At 51.3% G+C, this 22,345-nt stretch carries 13 protein-coding genes; 4 read left to right on the top strand and 9 right to left on the bottom strand.

Annotation, left to right across the window (positions count from 1 at the left end; genetic code table 11):
* The first annotated feature begins 2 nt into the window (after nucleotides 1-2).
* The 3 genes from ACYVK4_RS06015 (at nucleotide 3) to ACYVK4_RS06005 (ending at nucleotide 5,136) form a co-directional block, all read left to right on the top strand.
* On the top strand, nucleotides 3-1,463 hold the full coding sequence (locus tag ACYVK4_RS06015) for a rubredoxin (protein WP_461126569.1): 1,461 nt from the start codon (nucleotides 3-5) through the stop codon (nucleotides 1,461-1,463).
* A gap of 337 nt (nucleotides 1,464-1,800) precedes the next feature.
* Nucleotides 1,801-2,199 (top strand): hypothetical protein, encoded by a 399-nt coding sequence (locus tag ACYVK4_RS06010; RefSeq protein WP_461126568.1) that lies wholly within the window; start codon nucleotides 1,801-1,803, stop codon nucleotides 2,197-2,199.
* Between the two features lie 72 nt (nucleotides 2,200-2,271).
* A complete protein-coding gene (locus tag ACYVK4_RS06005; RefSeq protein ID WP_461126567.1) occupies nucleotides 2,272-5,136 on the top strand; it encodes a M16 family metallopeptidase in 2,865 nt (954 codons plus the stop codon).
* Nucleotides 5,137-5,579: 443 nt separating this feature from the next.
* Here ACYVK4_RS06005 and ACYVK4_RS06000 read toward each other — a convergent pair whose 3' ends face one another.
* Together ACYVK4_RS06000 and ACYVK4_RS05995 are read right to left on the bottom strand one after the other, a co-directional pair.
* Complete coding sequence (locus ACYVK4_RS06000; RefSeq protein ID WP_461126566.1) at nucleotides 5,580-6,788, bottom strand: FAD-dependent monooxygenase; 1,209 nt, start codon at nucleotides 6,786-6,788, stop codon at nucleotides 5,580-5,582.
* Nucleotides 6,789-6,798: 10 nt separating this feature from the next.
* A complete protein-coding gene (locus tag ACYVK4_RS05995) occupies nucleotides 6,799-7,062 on the bottom strand; it encodes a hypothetical protein (protein ID WP_461126565.1) in 264 nt (87 codons plus the stop codon).
* Nucleotides 7,063-7,556: 494 nt separating this feature from the next.
* Here ACYVK4_RS05995 and ACYVK4_RS05990 point away from each other — a divergent pair, with 494 nt between their 5' ends.
* Nucleotides 7,557-9,758 carry an ATP-binding protein gene (locus tag ACYVK4_RS05990; protein ID WP_461126564.1) on the top strand — a complete coding sequence of 734 codons (2,202 nt, stop codon included), beginning with the start codon at nucleotides 7,557-7,559 and terminating at the stop codon, nucleotides 9,756-9,758.
* A 106-nt stretch (nucleotides 9,759-9,864) separates the two neighbouring features.
* Here the strand turns inward: ACYVK4_RS05990 and ACYVK4_RS05985 are convergent, their stop codons facing one another.
* The 7 genes from ACYVK4_RS05985 to ACYVK4_RS05955 form a co-directional block, all read right to left on the bottom strand.
* A complete protein-coding gene (locus ACYVK4_RS05985) occupies nucleotides 9,865-11,874 on the bottom strand; it encodes a tetratricopeptide repeat-containing sensor histidine kinase (protein WP_461126563.1) in 2,010 nt (669 codons plus the stop codon).
* A 174-nt stretch (nucleotides 11,875-12,048) separates the two neighbouring features.
* Nucleotides 12,049-14,181: a M3 family metallopeptidase gene (locus tag ACYVK4_RS05980; protein ID WP_461126562.1), complete on the bottom strand. Its 2,133-nt coding sequence runs from the start codon at nucleotides 14,179-14,181 to the stop codon at nucleotides 12,049-12,051.
* A gap of 54 nt (nucleotides 14,182-14,235) precedes the next feature.
* A complete protein-coding gene (locus ACYVK4_RS05975) occupies nucleotides 14,236-14,550 on the bottom strand; it encodes a hypothetical protein (RefSeq protein ID WP_461126561.1) in 315 nt (104 codons plus the stop codon).
* 52 nt (nucleotides 14,551-14,602) lie between these two features.
* The gene (locus tag ACYVK4_RS05970) at nucleotides 14,603-16,720 is read right to left on the bottom strand and encodes a M13 family metallopeptidase (RefSeq protein ID WP_461126560.1); all 2,118 of its coding nucleotides are present in this window, start codon (nucleotides 16,718-16,720) and stop codon (nucleotides 14,603-14,605) included.
* Between the two features lie 134 nt (nucleotides 16,721-16,854).
* A complete protein-coding gene (locus ACYVK4_RS05965; RefSeq protein ID WP_461126559.1) occupies nucleotides 16,855-20,019 on the bottom strand; it encodes a hybrid sensor histidine kinase/response regulator transcription factor in 3,165 nt (1,054 codons plus the stop codon).
* 1,142 nt (nucleotides 20,020-21,161) lie between these two features.
* Nucleotides 21,162-21,581: a hypothetical protein gene (locus ACYVK4_RS05960; RefSeq protein ID WP_461126558.1), complete on the bottom strand. Its 420-nt coding sequence runs from the start codon at nucleotides 21,579-21,581 to the stop codon at nucleotides 21,162-21,164.
* 81 nt (nucleotides 21,582-21,662) lie between these two features.
* Complete coding sequence (locus ACYVK4_RS05955) at nucleotides 21,663-22,286, bottom strand: hypothetical protein (protein ID WP_461126557.1); 624 nt, start codon at nucleotides 22,284-22,286, stop codon at nucleotides 21,663-21,665.
* Between the last annotated feature and the right edge of the window lie 59 nt (nucleotides 22,287-22,345).

The raw sequence follows: 22,345 nt of genomic DNA, 5'->3' as shown, positions 1-22,345 counted from the left end.
TAATGCGTGATTACTATACTCTGAAAGTCAACATGCCCGCCGGGATAGTTTCGCCGGGGGCGCTGCAAACGGTGCTGCGGCTGGCCTATGACGCGAAAGTGCGGAAGGTGCGCTTTGGGGCACGTCAGCAGCTGCTCATGACAGTGCATTACGAGGACATGCGGTTTCTGGAAAAAGACCTGAAGCAACACCAGATTTCGTATGAGCTGAACACGGAGCAATACCCGAATATCATCAGTTCCTACTGTGGCGAAGATGTGTTCCGGACGGGGGCCTGGCTCCGGGAGAGTGAGTACCATACCGTGCTCGACCAGTTCGATTACCAGCCCCGGCTGAAGGTCAACCTGTCGGATTCAAACCAGAGTTTTACGCCCTTCTTTACGGGTAATCTAAATTTCATTGCCTCACCCGAGCCGCATTTCTGGTATTTGTACATCCGCCCGAAACAGAGCAATAGCCTGTTCCGCTGGCCGGAATTGATCTACACCAACGACATCGGCCGGGTAGCCAAAGCGGTGGAGGAAGTCATGCTAACGCAGGATTTTCAGGGGGAAGACGCGTTGTACAAAGCCGTTACGGCGAACCAGCACTTCATCACGCAACCGGCCACGCAGGAGGTAGAGCTGCCCGAATTTTCGTTGCCCTATTACGAAGGTTTTAACCGCTACGGCGAGCGGTCGTGGCTGGGGCTTTACCGTCGGGATGAGCAGTTTACGATTGCTTTTCTACTTGATGTGTGCGCCTTGTGTCTGAAAACCCGTATCGGCGAAATCTGTGCGACGCCCTGGAAATCGCTCATTATTAAAGGTATCGAAGCTAAAGACCGGGTGGCCTGGTCGCAGGTGCTGGGCAAGCATAACATCAACGTGCGCCATGCCGCTAATGAGCTGGCCTGGCAAACGGAAGATCATACCGATGAAGGCACCGAGCTAAAGCATTACGTGATCCGTAATTTCGAAAAGAACGACACCCGCACCTTCGGGCTTTGTTTTGGGGTGCAGACCCGCGCCAAATCAGAAGTTTTTGGTTCTGTGCTGATTCGGAAACGACCGTTACTCCAGCTTGGGCAACTGGCGTTGTTTAGCGTATACGATTTGTATTACACGGAGAATTTTAACCCCAATAGTCGAACCTACCATGTTTTCGAGAAAGGGCTGTTTCGCATGCACGTTCCGAATCAACTCAATCGGTTGTGCCGAAAATTCAACGCCCGCTGGTCGCAGAACCGGGCCGAAACGATATGGATCGAAACCGATAAGCCGGAACCTTCGCCGGGTGTCGAGGCCACCGTCTACCAGTGCCCACACTGCTTCACCGTCTATGATGAGCAGTACGGCGATAGCCGACACAATATCCCGGCGGGTACGCCCTTCAGCCAGCTACCCGATGAGTACACCTGCCCCACCTGCAACGCCCCGAAGCAGGAGCTGAAGGCCGTGCACTTGGTAACCATGGCGTCGTAACAACCCCGTCGGGGTTGACTATGGATAACTCCGGACGCCGTCCAGGGCAGGACGGCGTCCAGGGCAGGTGACCGTCCGGGGCAGTGTGTAGGGTGTGATGTGCCGAGGGCTGCACCCCCGGATATCCACAGTCAACCCCGTCGGGGTTGGTGGGCGTGATGGGGTATACACCTTATCCGAGGGCTGCGACCCCGGTTAACCACAGTCAACCCCGTTGGGGTTGTTGGCGTGATGGGGTATACACCTTATCCGAGGGCTGCGCCCCCGGTTAACCACAGTCAACCCCGTTGGGGTTGGTGGGTTAGGCTTTTCTATGAAAAATCTGTAGTATTAGGGTATGAGTACGCATCATACCAACGACCTTAAACAACAGATAGAGCGCATACTACGCTGGGAGCAATCGTCTCACTGGCGGGTGCGCGATTACGCATATTTGAGTGAGCTTGTTACGAAACATACGGAGCGACAGGTCGACGCCCGGGAGTTACAGGCATTTTGGGAGTCGTCAGCGGTGCCGTCCAAACCGTCGCTGGATACCCTCGCTCTTTTTATGGATTATACCGACTGGGATGACTTCTGCGCCCGAAATGCGTATGGGGTTGTGGAGGTCGATGAAGAGACACAGCTCCTTCACGCACCCATGTGGGAAATCCCCATGAAGTGGGTCATTGCCATCTGCTGGTTCTCCGTTATTGCGTCGGTGGTCGTAGGAATATTGTTAGTATGGAAACGCTAAACGATTCCACGTTTCGTAGCGTTATTGTCCATATTATTGTCCCGAGAACCACAACCCAATTTAAGCGACCGAATGGTACGTTACCCCTTATGCCTGAGTCTATTCCTCAGCGCAACGCTGGTGCTGGCACAATCCACGCCCAAAGCTAAATCATCAACAAAGCCCGCTCAAACGTCTGCCAAAGCCCAGACGGCAACGCCCAACCTCAATAGCCTCATTCCCCTCGATCCGGATGTGAAAGTCGGGAAGCTGCCAAACGGACTGACCTATTACATCCGCAAAAATGCCGAGCCCAAAAACCGGGCGGAGTTGCGACTGGTGATCCGGGCGGGGTCGGTGCTGGAGAACGACAACCAGCAAGGACTGGCCCACTTCATGGAACACATGGAGTTCAACGGTACCAAGAATTTTCCGAAAAACGAACTGGTTAACTTTCTGCAATCGGCGGGGGTTCGCTTTGGGGCCGACCTGAACGCCTACACGGGCTTCGACGAAACGGTGTATCAACTCCCCGTTCCGACCGATTCGGCCAATGTGTTTACCAATGCCTTTCAGATTCTGGAAGACTGGGCGCACAACGCCACCATCGACCCCATCGAAGTCGACAAAGAGCGGGGCGTCATTCTGGAAGAACGTCGGCTTGGGCGCGGGGCGGGTCAGCGGATGCGCGATCAGTATTTTCCCATCCTGCTGAACAACTCGCAGTACGCCAAGCGTCTGCCCATCGGTACCGAACAGGTGTTGACCACCTTTAAGCCCGAAGTGTTGCGCCAGTTCTATAAAGACTGGTACCGCCCTGACCTGATGGCCGTTATTGCCGTTGGCGACTTCGATATGAAGCAGGTGGAAGGCATCATCCGGCAGAAATTCGGGCGGATACCGGCGGTGAAGAACCCCAAGCCTCGTACCGAGTATGACATTCCGGCGCACAAAGACACAAAAGTCGTTATTGTTACGGACCCCGAACAGCCGAACACGGTAGTGCAGGTGATCTATAAGCGGCCCGAAATCAAAGAGAAAACATTAGGTGATCTACGCGAGGGCATTAAGCGCGGCTTGTTCAACACCATGCTCGGCAACCGGATTCAGGAGTTGACCCAGCAGGCGAATCCGCCATTTCTGGGCGGCTACAGCAACTACAGCGATTTTTTGGGTAACCTCGATGCCTTCACGTCCATCGCTGTAGCCAAGGAAGGCAACGTCGAAAAAGCCATCCGGGCGGTGCTCGACGAAAACGCCCGCGTCAAGCAATTTGGCTTCACCCCAACGGAGCTGGCGCGCGCCAAGCAGGAGTTCATGACCAATGTGGAGCAGGCCTATAGCGAGCGCGATAAAACGCGTTCGGTCAATTACGTGAACGAATATGTGCAGAACTTCACGGACAAGGAGCCCTACACCAGCATTGAGTTCTACTACAATTTTCTCAAAAAAGAACAGGACGGGATCAAACTCGACGAAGTGAACGCGCTGGTCGACCAGTTTATCCACAACGATAACCGGGCGGTCATTGTCATGGCTCCCGAGAAAGATAAGGCTAAATTGCCAACCGTCGAGCAGATCATCAGCTATGTCGACGCTGCCGGAAAGGGCCTGACGGCTTACGAAGACAAAACGCTGGATAGCCCTTTGCTGACCACTCAGCCGACAGCATCGCCTGTTGTAAGCGAGAAGCAGATCAAGGACATTGGTGTAACGGAATGGACGCTGAAAAACGGCGTTCGGGTGGTGCTGAAGCCAACGAATTTCAAGAACGACCAGATTCTGTTTTCGGCCAGCAGCCCCGGCGGTACGTCGCTTTACGATTTGAAAGACTTCCAGTCGGCGCGGTTCTCGTCTACGCTGGCGGCCATGGGTGGCACGGGGGCCTACAACCAGATTCAGCTCGGTAAATTTCTGTCGGGCAAGCAGGTGAGCGTGTTTCCGTATGTGGGTGAACTGAACGAAGGTATCAACGGAAGCGCGGCCCCGAAAGACCTGGAAACGGCCCTGCAGCTGCTCTACAGCTATTTTACCCAGCCCCGCAAAGATGCTGATGTAGTGAAAGGCTTCCTGTCGAACCAGCGTAGTGCCTTGCAGAACCGGATCAATACCCCAACCCCGCAGGGCGTTTTTCAGGACACGGTAACCGTCACACTGGGCAACAACAACCCCCGTCGACAGCCGCTCAAGCCCGAGGATCTGGACAACATCGACCTCGACCGGGCGCTGAAGATTTATCAGGAACGCTTCGCCAATGCCGGTGATTTCACGTTCTACTTCGTCGGTAATTTTAAGGAAGACCAGCTGAAGCCGCTGGTTGAGAAATACCTCGGTGGCCTGCCATCGACGGGTAAGTCAGAAAAATTTAACGACCTCGGTATCCGGGCACCCAAAGGTCAGATCAGTAAAACCGTTTACCGGGGCCTCGACCCGAAAGCGGCCGTGCAACTGGTGTACACGGGTGACATAAACTGGTCGCCGGCAACATCGACTCAACTGGATGCCCTGGCCGAAGTGCTGGAGATCAAGCTGATCGAGAAATTACGGGAAGAGGAGAGTGGCGTGTATGGCGTGAGTGCCAGTGCGGCTTATGCCAAATACCCGGTGCCGCGTTATACCTTCCGCATCAATTTCGGCTGCGCGCCGGAAAACGTGGAGAAGCTCATTGCCAAAACGCAGGAACTAATCAACAACCTGAAAGAGAAGGGCGCTCTTCCCGCCGACATTGCCAAGTTCAAAGCCGAAACCCGTCGCGAAACCGAAGTGCAGCTTAAAGACAACCAGTTCTGGCTGGGCTATCTGCAAAACCAGTACTACAACGGCGATGCCCCCGATGAAGTCCTGCACGAAGACGAGCAACTAAACAAAGTGACCGTCGAAAGCACCAGGGCCGCTGCTAACCAGTACCTGAGTTCGAACCTGATCCGGCTGGTGCTGATGCCGGAGAAGAAGCAGTAAGGGAATTTGATGAGATCTAGCCGTCAGTAGTTTATGCCGAATCGGGTAAAAAACTACTGACGGCTTTTGTCTGGTCCAGGTAAATTATGCACGTTTTCGTCATCCCGACCGGCCCGTCATTCGAGGTCTTTACCGTAGAACCTCAAAAGCTGTTGGTAGAACACTGCTTGAACCTACAGAAGAAATAGCCGTAGTCGGTATTCCGATGTTGAAAGAGCAGTTCCTGAATTGGAATCCCAATAACAGCTTTCTGTATGAATTTGAGCATGGATCGGCAATACCCACCGATGGCGAAGATTACCGAGTAGTTTAATGCTGGTTTCTAGTCGTTTTTATGGTTCACTAAGTTAGATGAGGCTTAACTTAATGTCCAGTCAACTGTAGCAGTTCCAAGCCTTACCAGCTACACTATTTCAACCACACGTTCTGACCAGCCAAAATCACTACCGATAGTCAGGCAGAACAATATCGCCCTCCTGACTCGCGTCCGGGGATTTGTTGGAGCTAAACAGCCGCACCAGCTTCTGAATTGGCTGACTGGCAAACGTACCGGCCACCGTATTCAGCACCGACACCCCCAGCGCCGTCTTGGGGTAGACAATCCAAGGGATGCCGGGCGGCAATTTCTGCACCTCCTCCACGTAGGGGCGCATCCGCTGCTCATAAGCCACAAAAGCCGCCTGATAATCCGGCTGGCTGGCCAGCTCACCCGCCAATAGATAGGCTCCCACCATCGCCAGCGTCGTGCCCTTTCCTGTCAGGGGCGTAGGGCAATAGGCCGCATCGCCAATCATGCCTACCCGCCCCTCGAACCAACGGGGGGCTTTGATCTGCCCTACCTTGTCAAAATACACGTCGGAAGCCTCATCCAGGGCGTTGACGATCCGCTCGGTTTCCCAGCCTGCCCCCGCCAGCTTCGCTTTAAGCACCTGTTTTTGCTCGGCCCCCGAGAGCTTCTCGTGAGCCTGCTCATCGGCCAGAAACGCCACTGACGCCCGCATCATGCCCTGGTTATCGGGTCGTAGCATCACGATCCGACTCGCAACGGCGGTGTACCAGCGCCACCAGTCGTTATCCGTCGGCTGGCGTGGAATGGTCAGGTAAGCCGTGTAGAGTCCCAGGTACTGGAAGCGGGGTTCCTCACCAAACACCAGTTGACGCGTTCGCGAGCGCACCCCGTCGGCAGCAATCACCAACTGGAACGTGTCGGTTTTTCCACTGGCGAAGGTGACGTTGACCTGGTCGGGCTGCTGCTGAAGGGCCGTGATGGAATCCCCAAACATATAGGTTACCTCTTGCCTGGTATGTTCGTAGAGGATGCTCACTAAATCCCCCCGGATAATCTCCAGCTCATTGGTGCCACTGAAGGGATTTTCTTTGGGAAAGGCTGCTGCTACCTGTCCGTTCTGCCCAATCAACTGGAGGCCCAGCTCACCGGTATTGGCAGCCCGGATGGCGTCTTCGATGCCCATTTTTCGGGCTACCAGTTGGGCCGGGCCATTGACGTCGATGTTCTGGCCGCCCAGGCGCAAGGCCGGGGCCCGCTCCACCAGGGTCACCTGGAAGCCGTATTGGGCCAGCCAGTAGGCCAGTGTGGGCCCCGCAATGCTGGCCCCTGAAATCAGTACTTTCTTGGAATGGTGAGTGCTCATAGAGTAACAATCAATTAGTAAGAGTAACCGAAGTGATTACTGGTTTAGCCATCTGCTGAAAGCTAAGCTGCACAGAGCCCACCCGGAAAATCGGCTGATATGTCGCATTGCCAACCCTAAACAGACTAATCAGTGAGCCGGCATCATCAAGCATGAATGCCGTTTGCTCGCCTGGGGGAGTGAAAGGAGCCCGCTGGAGGTGGAAGTAAGTCTCCAACAGGGTGACGGTGGCGTTCACATCCGTTACACTCAGGACTAGATGATTCAGAGTCATTGATTCGATTGTCCTTGATTCGAATACGATTCGATCCGGTAATAAATCGTTAATAAAATTATTTACAACCAATAAATTATATTGTTCATGTAATACATCCGTCTGCCAGAACGGCGTTCATCAAAGGCTACTTGTTTATTAGCCGATGATAACTATCGTCAAGTTCGTGCTTAGTAAACCAAACATAGCTGCGGTATACATCGCCGTACTGTATAAAGAAATTATCTTACCGTGCTGACCGTATGGGGATATAATCTCACTTAGCTAATAAATCGAGTAGCCTCGTTTCCTCGTAATGCTGCATCTCAGAAAAGGCCCCTACCTAAGATGAGCAATTTTCAGCTGTCTGCGTCAAGAATGGGGCGTTTTTTGAAAGAGTAAGCTGATCTACCTACTCCTTAGAGACCATAGCCTAACTTGTTCCGGTAAAAAGACAATTAAGTCTACCTTTAGCTTCGCTTTAGGGTGGCTATCAGATGCCCTTCGCCTGTCACATGAGCAAACAACATCGCGCTAAACCTGCTGATTCAGCCCTTAGTCACCCCCTTGTCGAAAATACGCAAGCCCTGGACTCCTCAGCCCACGAATATCCCCGACTCATCGAGACCATAGATACTGGGTTTGCCCTTTGCCAAGCCATCCGGGATCAAACCGGTAAACTGATTGATTGCCGATTCCTGGAGCTGAACCCGGCGTTTGAGAAACTCACCGGTGTCAAGCCGCCCGAGGCAGTTGGTAAAGCGGCTCGGGAGGTATTCCCCGAGCTTGATCAAGGCTGGGCCGACACTTACCAGCAGGCCATGGATAGTAGGCAGACTATTCGCCTTGAGCAGTTCGTGCCTGGGCTGGATCGTTGGTTGGAACTGACGGCCTTTTTTTATGGCAATGACCAGTTTATAGTCCATTACGACGACATCACCGCCCGCCGGCAGGTCCAGGAATCCCAACAACAAAGTAAAGCCCGCCTACAAATGGCTCTGGACGTAGCCCAACTGGGTACCTGGCGTTGGAACCTGCTCACCAATGAGGGCTACCTTGATGACCGGGGAGCGGAGCTAATCGGTCTGGTCCCCGGTTATCTAGCCAACGTAGCTCAGGCCCAGATGAATAGTATACATCCCGACGATTTGGCTCCCACAAACGCCGACGTGGTGGCGGGGATCGCCCGGGGGGTACCCTTCGGCCTGAGTTATCGGGTCATCCATCCGGATCAAAGTGTCCACCATATTCGCTCCCGTTTCCATGTGGTAGTCGACCGGACGGGACGCCCCGTGGAACTGATGGGGACAAACCTGGACATGACGGCGGAATATGAGCTGACCACAGCGTTACGCCATAGCCAGGAGAAACAGACCTTTTTACTCGCCCTGAGTGATACGCTACACGCCTTAGCGGATCCGGTTGAGATCGAAATGACCGCCGTTCGGCTGCTGGAGGAACACTTGGGCGATATCCAGGTTCAAGTTGGCCAGCTGATCGGGCAAGAGGGGCTCATTCGCCCCGTCGATGACCACCATCCCCCACGCAGAATGGAGCCGCTTCGCTCGATGCCCCTGGGCCTAAAACCGCCTGTTTCTTACTCGGCGGGTCAGGTGCAGGTTGTTGCCGATGTGGCCAAGGACCCCGTTCATACACTGGCTGAACGGGAGCTACTACTAGCCGCTCAGATCAGGGCCTATATCACCGTTCCGCTGGTTAAACAACAGCCGTGGGTCGCCACCCTGACGGTACATAGTAGCCAGGCCCGCTCCTGGACGTCGGCTGAAGTTGACCTGGTTCAGGAAACAGCGGAACGCACCTGGGCGGCCCTGGAACGGGCCCGCGCCGAGAGGGCCCTGAGCCAAAGCGAGGAGCAGCTGCGGCAGTTGTCGGCGAGTTTGGAAAGTCAGGTGCACCAGCGCACGGGGGAGTTGGCAGCGGCAAACCACGAACTGATGATCAATAACCAGGCCTTAGCCGAAGCCAATGGCCTGCTGGTTCGCTCGAATGCCAACCTACAGACCTTTGCCTACATTGCCAGTCACGATTTGCAGGAGCCCCTGCGCAAGATCCAGCAGTTTGGTGATCTCTTGAAAACGCGTTACACGGGCTCGACCGACGAGGCACTCTTGTATCTGGAGCGAATGCAGACGGCGGCCTCCCGGATGTCAACGCTGATTCGGGACCTGCTGGAGTACTCTCGTATTTCCACCCAGCGGGACCAGAGTGCTCCCGTTTCGCTGCAGGCCATTGTTGCCAGTGTGCTCAATACGTTGGACTGGACGATTCAGCAAACAGGGGCTCAGGTTCACGTGGGTCCGCTGCCTACGCTAACGGGCGATGCCTCCCAGTTAGGCCAGCTATTCCAGAACCTGCTGAGCAATGCCCTTAAGTTTCGCCAGGCTGATACGCCCCCCCTCATTCAGGTATGGGCGCAACCCGTGGCATCTGTCGACTTACCGGCTGGAGTGAAGCCTGGTCGGGTGGCGGTCGAGTATCAACGGATTGATGTGAAGGATAATGGGATAGGTTTCGAGGATAAGTATCTGGATCGCATCTTCCAGGTCTTTCAGCGCTTACACAGTAAGAACGAGTATGCCGGTACGGGGATTGGCCTGGCCATTTGTGAGAAAGTCGTCACCAATCATGGGGGAGCCATTACGGCCAGCAGTCAACCCGGTCAGGGAGCCACCTTTACTCTTTACTTACCGATGTAGGACCCTGGTTAGTTGGTGTTCTGTGTTCTGTTGGTAATCCGTTCGGAAGGCCCTTTTCAAATGAATGCTTCAGAAAAGGGGCGTTTTTTTGAGATCGTACTCTCGCTTAACTCAATGCAGGTAATTGAATCACAAACGTACTGCCTTGTCCTTCCTGGCTTTCCACCCTCAAGCTTCCTCCGTGGCCTTTGGTAATAATGTCGTAGCTCAGACTCAGGCCCAGCCCCGTGCCTTCCCCAGTGGGTTTGGTGGTAAAAAAAGGCTGGAAAATCTTGGCCTTCACCAACTCGGGCATGCCCGTCCCGTTGTCGCTCACCCAAATCTGTAGTTGCCCATTAGTGTGATGGGTGCTGACCGTGACGGTGGGTTGATAGCCTGATGGGGCGAGTTTCTGTTTCTCGCTTACGGCATAAAAGGCATTGTTATACAGGTTCAACAGCACCCGCCCAATCTCCTGAGGAACCACCTCGATGCGCCCCAAATCAGCTGTGAAGTTCGTTTTCTGCTCGGCGTTAAAGCTTTTGTCTTTGGCTCGCAATCCGTGATAAGCGATCTGGAAGTATTCATCGGCCAGGGCGTTGAGGTCGGTGGGGCGTTTCTCGCCCGTGGTGTTGCGGGAGTGTTCTACCATGCCGCGCACAATGGCCGAGGCCCGCCCCCCGTGGTGAGTAATCTTTTGGAGGTTTTGCTTCAAATCAATCAGGATTTCGGCTTCCAGCTCGGTATCGCGGTCAAGTTTGTGCTGTTCCTCTGCGAGTTCGGTGACCAGTTCGGCACTCACTTCCGAGAAGTTGTTGACGAAGTTCAAGGGGTTCTGAATCTCGTGGGCGATACCTGCTGTTAGCTCCCCCAGACTGGCCATCTTTTCCTTCTGGATCAGTTGAGTCTGAGTGGATTTGAGCGTTTCGAGAGATTCCTGTAGCTGGGTACGTTGCTGGTGGATCTCGTCGCGTTGGCGTTCAAGCAAGGTATTGGCTTTCTGTTTATGCCGATTGTTGCGGTAAAGTACCAACGCCACTATCCCTAAGACGACTAACAGACCAATGAATATATTGGCTCGAACAGTGCTTCTATATTCAGCTTTAGCGGCTTCTATTTCCTGAGCGTGTTGTTTTTCTTCAAACGTCAGCGAGATTAATTGTTTCATTTTATCCTGACTGTACAAACTGTCTTTAGCGGCCACTGCGATTTCATAATACCGCAAGGCTTCTGTATCGTCTTTGCCTTTGTAAAGTTTGGTCAGGAATTGGCTACTTTTCAAAATGCCTTTGGGCGATGCACTTTTTTGGCCATATAGTAAGGACAGTTTGGCATAGTGAAGAATAGAGTCTTTTTGATCGGTTTTCTGATAAAATGTTGCCAGTTGGTAGTAGGCCTCATTCAGCCGTGTATAGGAATTTTCTTTACTTAGTACGCCAATACTTTGCTGGTAAAAGGAATAGGCCTGGTTCGTGTTGTCTTTGGCCAAGGCTACATTCCCTAGCAGATAAAAGATACGGCCATACAATGTAGGCTGGTCAATTTTAGCCAGGGGCAACGCCTGATTTAGATACACACTTGCAGAATCCAATTGATTCAATTGATAAAAACACTCCCCAATGTTTGCAAGAATAGTGGGCTTCAAACCTAGATCCGGTTGAGGTATGGTTTTATATAAGGCATAACATTCCTGTATTCTCGATAAGCCTTTTTGCCATTCGCCTTGTAGCATGTACACGTACGCGGTATTGTTTAAGACAACGACTACTTTACTGAGTTTTTTTAATTTTATAAAGAGCTGTTTGGCTTGATTGAGCATTTTTAAGGACTTAGCATAATCCCCCAACTGGCTAAATGCGCTGGACATGACAATGAGTCCCCGTGCCTGCCCTGCCGAATAGTTGAGTCTTTGGGCAACCACATAGGCTTGCTGAGCTAACAGGTAGGTCGTATCGGGTTTAATGAGCCGATATTCAAAGGCTAAAGCATTGAGTACGTTCACTCGCGTAGTGTCATTAGCCGTAACCGGCAAGGCGTTTAGCTTTCTCAGCAGGCTGTCCCGCGCCACAATAGATTGCGCCTGGATGGCACTAATCGTCAAACAGCAAAGCAAGCCAATCAACACAAATCGGAGCATGGTGGAGAGTCAAGAGGAGAGGGCCGGAAAGGTATTACAATTCGGGCCCGGTTTGCACGAAAGGTCGTGATTCAGACGCACATTGAACGCTTCATACCAGGCATCAATAGTAGTGGCCATAGCCGCAGTATTGATGCCTGGCGCGTGTTTATAGGTAAGGGTGGTTACGACTCTTTACAGGATCAAACCGCTTCGTCGCAGCATAGCTTTGGGAGATGGTTCGCGGCCCCTGAACTTCTTATAGAGATCCATTGGCTTTTCACTGCCGCCTTTCTCCAATACGTTCTTACGGAAACTATCGGCGGCCGCTTTATTGTCCAGGCCCCCTTTTTCCCTGAAAAACTCGAAGGCATCCGCATCCAGCACCTCGCTCCATTTGTAGCTGTAATAACCAGCTGAATAACCTCCGTTGAAAATATGCGCGAAAGACGGACTACTAGCTATCCCGTTAACATGGGGAAACAGATTCGTCACCGAATCAACTTTATTTTCGACCACGCCAATGGACTCAGCTGTTGGCTTCTGACCGTGATAATACATATCGATCAGGCCATAACGAAGTTGCCTAAGGTTAGCCAGGCCCGCCATAAAGTTCTGACTCGCCCGAATTTTCTCAATTAGTTCATTGGGGATTACTTCGCCAGTCTGGTAGTGTTTAGCAAACAGTTTGAGTGCTTCGGGATCGTAGCACCAGTTTTCCATCAATTGGGAGGGCAACTCCACAAAATCCCAGGGTACATTTGTGCCCGACAAACTCTCATACGTACCGTTGGCCAGCATACCGTGCAGGCCGTGGCCAAATTCATGAAACAAGGTAATGACTTCCATGAATGTCAATAACGATGGTTTGGTGCCTGTGGCACGGGTGAAATTACAGATGTTAAGAACTTGTGGCCGGATATTCTGCCCATTCTCAATTTTCTGACCCTGCACATAGTTCATCCAGGCACCACTACTTTTGCCCGCCCGGGGAAAGTAGTCGCCATAAAATACGGCCAGAAATTTACCGTCCTTGTCGAAAACATCGAACGTCTTTACTTCCGAATTATAGACCGGAATATCGGTACGTTCTTTGAAGGTGATGCCGTAGAGTTTGTTGGCCACCGCCATGACACCATTCAGCACGTTTTCCAGCTTAAAATAAGGTTTCAGCGTCTCATCGTCGAGGTCATACTTTTCCTTCTTTAGTTTCTCCGAGTAGTAGCTATTGTCCCAGTTTTGCAGTTTGTCGTCCGTAAATCCGTGGGTTTTGGCATAGGTCGTCAATTCAGCCAGCTGGCGCTCAGCGGCCGGACGGGCATACGTAACCAATTCATTCAGAAAACTCTGCACTTTTTCGCGCGAACCGGCCATTCGTTCTTCCAGCACAAAATCAGCGTGGGTTTTGTAGCCCAACAGACTGGCCCGTTCGTAGCGCAGATTGACCATCTTGTCTATGATGGCCGAATTGTCGTTTTTATCCCCATGGTAACCCCGTGCGTTAAAGGCCATGAATAGCTTCTGGCGAAGTGCCCGGTTGTCGGCATATTGCATGAACGGCCCGTAGCTGGGTGCCTGTAAAGAGAATAAATAACCCTCCTGCCCGTTCTTTTTCGCGGTGACTTTCGCGGCTTCACGAACATAATCGGGTAAACCGGCCAGGTCTTTCTCGTCGGTTATAATCATGCTGTATTCATTGGTTGCGTTCAGCACATTTTCGCCAAACTGAAGTGACAACTGCGCCATTTCCTTGTCGATAGCGCGAAGCCGTTCCTTACCCACTGCGTCCAGATTAGCCCCATTTCGGGCAAACAGCTTGTATGACTTTTCGAGCAACATACCGCTTTCCTGATCCAGTTTCAGCCGGGCACGCTGCTCATAAACCGATTTAACCCGCGCGTAGAGTATTGGATTGAGGGTAATGTCATTGGTATAGCCGGTAATGATTGGCGATGCCTGTTTAACAATCTTCTGGAGTTCAGGCGTTGTTTCCGCTTCACTCAGGTTATACATGACCTGGGTAATTCGTTTCATCAAACTGCCGGAGCGGTCGAGGGCAACGACTGTATTCTCAAACGTGGGCTTTTCAGGATTTGTAACGATAGCATCGACCTCTTTTCGACCCTGAGCCACTGCTTCCTGGAGGGCAGGCAGGTAGTCGTTGTTGGTTATTTTGTCGAACGGCACCGTTTGGTGGGGTGTCAGATAAGGCGACAAAAATGGATTCTGGCGTTGCTGGGCAGCGGCTGATTGTGCGAAGGACACAGCCGTCGTGGCGACAATGATCAGTAGAAAACAGGTCTGCCTGATTAATCGGGAGAGGAACATGGTGATTTGTGTAAAAGGTGATTTAACGTAAGCGGATACGAATGAGCGTCAACGCTATTGATTAGGGGTAACGACCCAATTTCCGAGGCTGGGGGTATTCTGGTTGCCTTTCTTTACAATGAAAGTCCATCGGTAGCCCGATGGCATTGAGCGCGGAAAACCGAACGGTGCTTCAGCGCCAAGTTGCTGAGCCTCGCCCATGGGTGATACCGGTTCAGAGGATACATCGGCCACCATTTCGGCTGGTTGTTGCGGAAATGATCTACTCAGCCGATTGGCCTGTAAAACCGATGAACAGGACACTAAACTGCCGAGCGAAGCCAGCAGTAACGAACGAATCAGCAAGCCTGGTGCGAAGGGTGTTTTCATGGTTGAAGGGGGTATAAAAGAGGTGTGGATAGACAACTTGTTTTCTCTGCTCTTACCAGACCTTGATCCGCTGGTCAGGAGCCTTATACATTTTCTCGCCCGGCTGCACGTTGAACGCTTTATACCAGGCATCAATATTGGTCAGTGGACCATTGCACCGAAACTGATCGGGTGCGTGCGTATCGGTCAAGAGTTGTTGAGCCTGCGATTCGGGCAGCATGTTAGTCCGCCAAACCTGCGCCCATGATAGGAAAAACCGCTGGTCGGGCGTGAATCCGTCGATTTTGGTTTCACTCTGCCCCTGTTTCGTTTTCTTAAACGCGTCGTAGGCAATGGCCAGACCGCCAAGGTCAGCCAGGTTTTCGCCCAGCGTTAGCTGACCGTTCACTTTTAGCGAATCCAGCACCCTGAAGCCAAAGAACTGCTCTTTTACTTTATCGGCACGTTTGGTGAAATTGGCGGCATCATCTTTGGTCCACCAGTCGCGCAGGGTTCCGTCGGCATCGTACTGGCGGCCTTGGTCGTCGAACCCATGTGTCATTTCGTGGCCAATCACCGCGACAATACCCCCGTAATTAATGGCGTCGTCAGCCTCTGCATCGAAAAACGGGAATTGCAAAATAGCCGCCGGGAATGCGATTTCGTTATTTACCGCCCTGTAATACGCATTTACCGTTTGAGGGGTCATGCCCCATTCCGTTTTATCAACGGGTTTGCCCAGGCGGCTAACGTTGTCGGTATACGCCCATTTGCTGGTCGCCAGCACATTGCCATAAAAATCGTCGCGCCGGATGGTTACGCCCTCGTAGTTTTTCCACTTATCGGGGTAGCCGATCTTGCGTTTAAACGAGGCTAATTTGGTCAGAGCCCGTTTTTTGGTGTCGACACTCATCCAATCGACAGCGTTAATATGGTCTTTGAACGAGGCCTCAAGATTATCAATCAGCACCAGCATCCGTGTTTTGGCTTCCGGCTTAAAGTACTGTTGCACATAGAGTTGCCCTAATAGTTCACCCAATGATTGGTTGATCAGGTTGCTCCTGCGCTGCCAGCGGGGTGTCAGTTGTTTCTGGCCCGACAGTACCTTGTTGAACGCAAAGTTCTGGTTCACAAACGGAGTGCTCAGGAATGGAGCCGCGCTTTTCAGCAGATTCCAGCGCATGTACGCTTTGAGGGCGTCTACCGGGGTTGCTGTCAGCAAACTATCTACAGCGTGGTAGAATAATGGGCTTTGAACCAATACAGTGTCTTGTTCAGGAATGCCCAGTTTAGGCATCCAGGCGGCCCAGTTGATGCCGGGCGTTTGCTTCGAGAAGTCAGCTACGGTCAGTTTGTTGTACGTTTTTATGGGGTCACGGGACTCTACGCGGCTCAATTGTGCGTTGGCCAGGGCTGTTTCCAGCTTCAGGACCGCGTCGGCGCTGGTCGTGGCCCGGCTGGGTTCTTCGCCAATCAAGCCAAACATTTTGGTCAGGTTATCCCGATAGGCTTCCCGGATTTTCTGGCTGCGCGCATCAGCTTTGAGGTAATAATCACGGTCGGGCAGCGTGGTGCCTCCCTGCACAAACTGAACCACGTATTTATTGACGTTTCTCCTGTCCTGCGCCACAAGAAGAGAAAAAAACATCGTACTGCCCTGGGCACGCTGATAGGCAATTTCGTTCATCAGCTCGGCTTTATCCTTAAGTTGATCTACACGAGCAAGGTCGGCTTTGATGGGGTCAAATCCTTTTTGCTCAATCGCTATACTATCCATGCCACTGGCGTAGAAATCGCCCACCATCTGTTGTAACCGTCCTTGGCCGGGGTTTTTTGCAGCCTCTTCGAGTAGTGATTTCATGGCATTGAGGCTTTTCTCGTACAGGATATCGAAGCTACCCCAACTGGTCTTTGACGCTGGTATGGTGTTCTTCTTTAACCATTCACCGTTGGCATACTGATAGAAGTCGTCGCCGGGTTTTACTGCGAGATTCATGTTCTGCCGGTCGATGAAGGGTGTTTTCGGGGCTGCCGCCTTAGGGTCAGGTCGTATCGGGCTGCGGTCAGTCGCGTTTGGTCGGGCTACGCCGGACTGGGGTAATCTTTTGGCTAGTTTGCTTGCTGGGGGCGTAGCTGCTATCAGGCAAACCATCAGCATGACCGATGCAAAGAAAGTAAGTTGTTTTCTCATGGAGGGATTGGGATTGAGTCAGCAAGTTTTGCCAACTCAAAGGTCTCTCAATACCCGCTGATGCTCTACATGATTGGGGACAGATGTCGTAAGATCGGGGACATTCTGCCGCTGGAAACGGAAAAAAGTACAGATCAGGCGTTTTTCACGCGGCTGGCAATAAATTCGGTCGGCGTTTGCTGGTAAAACTCTTTGAACATAAGGGTGAAATGAGAGGGTGAATTGTACCCAACTAAATTAGCGGTTTCCGCTACGTTGTTACCCGACTTTAGCAGTTCGGTCGCTTTCCGAAGCCGATACTGACGAATCAGGTCGGTAGGCGATAACTGGATCTGGCTCTGCACTTTTCGATACAATGTCTTGCGGTTCATGGCCAATTGGTCGGCCAGCCAATCCACACCAATCGACGGATCATCCAGGTGCTGCTCCAACAGCCCATAAATCCGGCTCAGAAAGGGGTCCCGGATTGGCTCAGGCACGACATCCATTACGGCACTGAACCCTTTTTCCGTCAGCGCAAACTGTTGCCGGTAATAGGCCCCTAACTTCTGCTGGCGGGTAATCAGGTTAGCCAACCGCACCTGGAGCTCGGTTACGCTAAACGGTTTGGCCAGGTAATCGTCGGCTCCCTGCTGAAGTCCCTCTAAACGACTCCGATGAGCCGTTTTAGCGGTCAGCATTACCACCGCAATATGGTCTGTATCGGCACTGGCTTTAATCAGCCGGGTGAGTTGGTACCCGTCCATGCGGGGCATCATCAGATCTGTAACGACAATATCGGGCAGTTCGGTCTGGGTTAATGCCCAGCCAGCCTGCCCATCCTCTGCCTGAACGACCTGATACGCCCCTGACAATTCCCCCACCAGAAATTCCCGTAGTTCGGTGTTGTCTTCGACAATCAAAACGCGGGGAATCAATTGGCCAGTAACCGATCGATTGATGTTCGGAGCCACCCCCAGTGGCACCGTTTGCTTCGGAGCATTCGAAGTAGGTGATGACCAGCGGATGTGGGGTAAGTCAACGGTTGTTGATACCGGTTCGATCGGTAAGGTCCAATAAAAGGTCGTACCGAGATTTACTTCACTTTGGAGGGTGATGGTTCCTCCCAGCAGGCCAACTAGTTCATAAACCAGCGCTAACCCGATACCGGTCCCTTCGTAGGCCCGGGTGCTGGAGCTATCCACCTGATAAAAGCGGTCGAAGACATATGGTTGTTCTTCAGCAGGAATACCAATGCCGGTATCGACCAACCGGAAGGCGACCTGGGTTATTTTGCCGGACGTCCAAACAGGCGAGAGTGTCAGGGTAACTTGCCCTCCACTGGGTGTAAACTTGATAGCGTTAGCCAGCATATTGGTCAGAATTTTATCCCATTTATCCGCATCGAAGGCGTACTCGACTTGGGATAATCTGTCTATACTATACCGCAGTTGTATGCCTTTTTGCTCCGCCGAACGCTGAAATAGCGTGACAATCTGGTGAACAAACTCCGTCAGGTCTCCCTGCATGAGCGAAACGGGCATGAAATTACCCTCCAGTTTGGCTAGGTCGAGGAGTTGATTAATAAGCCGCAGGAGCCGATCGGCGCTGTGATGGACCAGTGTCAATAATTTGCCATCGTACCGTTTTTCTTCCAGTAACTTGGCGACCGGAGATAGAATGAGCGAGAGGGGTGTACGAAACTCGTGGGTCAGGTTATTGACAAAGCGTGACTTTACCTGATCAAGCTCTCGAAGCTGGTCAGCCTGCTGGTGAAGTTCCTGGGTACGCTCAGCGACCTGTCGTTCCAGCTGTTCATTTTGCTGGGCCAGGAGTTGCTGTCGTTCATGTTGTTGTGCCAGGTTTTGGGCCGATAGCGTCTCAATCTCCCGAATTCGGTCAACCAGTTGGCCATTGATCCAGCCATGTTCCAGTGCCAGCAGAATCGACAGCGTAAGCGGGAAGCACAGAAAACTGGCTAAATAAAACCCATGAAACAGCCATTCATGGCCATAGCCCGGCAGATGCAGGGAAAATAAGAAGGACGACAGAATCCATAAGCCCAGATTACAGAACGCGCAGATGGCCACGATAGTAGCCCCCCTCAACTCACGTCTGATCGCCACCAGCGAAAGGCGGATCAATTCAAGTGGCAGGAAATAATTGATTGGATAAGACAGCCACTGAAAATCGGCGGACAATGGAATAAGCTTAATACAAATGCTGCCCATTGCCAGCCAAAAGAGCCACCCCCGTCGAAAATTGAATAGGCCATAAAACGTCAGGACCACCAGTCCTGGCACCCACAGATCAATGCGCGATCCATAATAAACCAGAATCCGCAGGCCAGGGGAGTGGGTAAAATCGTTGGCAAACCTGGACAAAAGGCCAATGTTCAGCAGCAGATACATGCCACCCGCATAAAGGTTAGCCCGCTGGCTGGGATGCGCAAAAAACAGGCTCAGATGCAGAATAAAGAGGATGAAGGCGATGCCGATTCGGAACGTATTCAGGTAAATCGACTCGACATCAACCGGTTTGATGGCGGGTAGAACATAAGTTGGAAACAACCAGAACTGAACCGTTCCCGCATCCCAGTTGAGGTAGTTGGCGTAGTAAAATTGACTCGGCTGACAGGCAATCCGGAGGGCCAGTATATGTTCAGAGGAGGTTGTCAGAGGAAAACTATACGCAGCCGCAGGATTATAAGCTTGTACGCTATCTGGATTAGTACTGACCTTGCCGAAACGATACAGCAATCGCCCATCCAGGTAAATTTCCGAGGCAACCGATTGGAACAGCTTAATCATCAGGGGTGGTAAATCGGGACCGGCCTGGATGTGCAGCCGCAGCCAGCCAATACCCGCCCGTTGTAGTTGAGGCAATTGCCGAATGTCTTTGGTTGGATCAATGCCAGCCCAGTATCGATCATCTACATCAGGGCTGGCTCCCTTTGGGTTATCACCGGGGTGGAATCGCCACCCCTCTTTGAGCAGAAACCCATCCGCGGGTACCTGCCTTAGGATAACCGGGGTTGGGGCTGGTTGGGCCCGGGAAATCGTTACTAAGGAAATGGCTGTGATGAGACCAAGAATCAGCCGCTTCCATACCGATGATGGTGAGCGGTTGAGACTTGGTTGGTGACGCTTTACTAAGGTAGATTGCTCAGGTTGAAGGATACACGCCGTTTGATGCTGTTTCTGCCTGGAATCAGTCGAGCGGATCTCCTGCTTTTTTTCAATTGACAGCGAGCCATTTGGTCTAAAAGTCCAGGCAAGATCGAATGAGAATTCGGAAAGGTATTTGGTTCCGAAAGCCATGAACTCAGCGCTTACCTGGCTCAAAAAAGTTATCTGCCCAACACTCAGTGATTGGAAAAGGATTAGTCGCACAGGGAGTCCATGGGAAAGAGGGAGTGGATGGTCTAAAACTAGGTAATTATACTGCTTACTCCTACTACCTACCCCGAAAGTCAATAATTAAAAAACAGGATTTAGAGTTACAATTTAATGAGTACTGCTGGTCAGAAAGTTACCAAAAAGGGTATTGAGAACTCGACTAAGAAATTCACGTTTCTGATAAGCCTAAAGGAGTAATCTAGGTTATCAAAAGGATTTCCTAATTAATGAATTGTTTGTAATGAGCTGATAATCAAAATTCTGTCAACATATTAGTTCACTATCTTGTAAAACTGCCCCGTCGGGAATGAGAACCCCTTGAACCAGTTCACTTTGATCCCTATGCTGAGATGGTCTATTAAGTCGGCACAGTGAACTTGTTTGATTTCGCAAGAGCATACAGCCTAAAAACAAACCCCTCAAACGGCGTAAATACGACGCTACTTTCAAGGCCGACGTGCTGAAAAGGTTGCTAATGGCCAGAGCGTGCCTTGTGTGGCTCAGACGTTGGGCATCGGTTGCTTCAACGGATTAGTCAACTAAATACTGAGCGCGAGATCTTAAAAAAAGCCCGCCGGGCGGCCCCGTTGAGCATTGTCAGCCAACAGACCTGAAATCACGCTATGAATTGGTTCAAGAGTCGTCGTCTAAGTTTGCTGTCGCAACCTTATGCTCAGTTCGGGAGGTGATTCGGACAGCTTACTATGACATCAGCCACCCGGCGATACCTGCGGGGCAATAGCCACCAACTGAGCCCAGACAATACTACACAAGCGTTTCATGAAATGCGACCACATGAGACGAAAAGACATGCCTGTAGATGCGTTTAACTGGGGCCTTCTTTAAAGCCCCTATTCCCCAGATTGCGTTGAGAAGTTTCCCCTGAACTGAGCCCGTTCGTTGTCTGATCTTCTTAGACATAGGGAGCTTTACAATGTGTACTTTTTAGCGCAAAAATGATGACACTTGCAGAAGTTCAATAATGGGCAAAATCGCCCTGTCTAACCCTTATCTTCAGTCGTTTAGATTTTACACCCAGTAAACCAGGTGACCTCTCCGAACGTTTAATTTAAGTATTGACGCCCAACTAACTGGGCGTCATAAGGGGTATCGACTGGTTTTCGATTGGTTAATAAAATCACGTAGTGAGACCTGATTTCATCCAGGGCTAGTTGGTTGGATTCGATTACCTGTCTTAAAGACGAATGCGCTCCCCATAACATGGCCAGTAAAGCCAGGTCATGCGCAAGGGCCAGAGAGTCAACCCGTTTTAAAATCATTTGGTGAAGACCACTCATGAATGCCTGCCGCGCGGTACTGCACTCTATCAGAAAGTCAAAGAGTAGTTCCATATCAGGATTCTGTTGTTTTAGTCGCCCAAGTTGTATCAGATCGTCATCAAGTAACCTAACCGATGCGGTCAAGTTTGTTAGCCATTGCTTGTAATCTGTGAGTAACTGGTTGAGTCGGATATCTTTTTCCATACACTACCTGGTGAGTTTTAAAATTTAGCGATTCTATGAATCATCAGGACAAAAATTTCGATTAGGCTCTTTACCGATATGTTACAGCTTTAGTAAACCGCCGACGTGAAGTTGTAAGTAGTAGCCATTCATGCGGTCAAACAGGCCCGTTTCTCGCCCGGTGGCTTTGTAAAGCCATTGGGTATCGCCATTTAAGGAAACCAGGTATCCCCCTTTCAGACCAAAAAACAAACCGTTTGCCCCAATTTTTCGAATCGATGTCCCAATGTTTATGCCCAGGTGGCTATTGGAGAAATTGGTAAATCGCTGATTATCCTTCGTTTGTAAAATAGTTTGATTGTTCTCGATAAGTAATCCCACGGTTGGCTCCAATCGCCAGGTACTCTTACTGGGCAGTACATTGTATCCTGCAAACAGGGTATTACTAAATCCCACATACTGTTTTGTCTCTAAATCCGTATTTCTTGTGCCAACGGAATAAAGAAACTCTACTCCAACAAGGTAATTATTTCTAGAAAGTGTGCTGCCCGCTCCTATGGACGACGAAAATACCTGGGGGTTGATATTATAGCCAAACTGCTTTTTGAATGCATTCTGTTTGGCACCAACAATCGCGTAAAAATTAGCAGACGTTGGCTTGTTTTGGCCGTAAAGTGTGGTTATGAAGGTGCCCCAAAACAGGGTGAGCATAAGTATATTTTTCATGACTGGGATGTGTTGTGAATTGGATTTGTCTATATCATCTTAATCGGTTCCGACGGCCG

The sequence above is a fragment of the Spirosoma aerophilum genome, assembly GCF_054782495.1.
The sequence above is the reverse complement of the archived record's forward strand: the minus strand, read 5'-3'. Positions and strand labels throughout refer to the sequence as shown.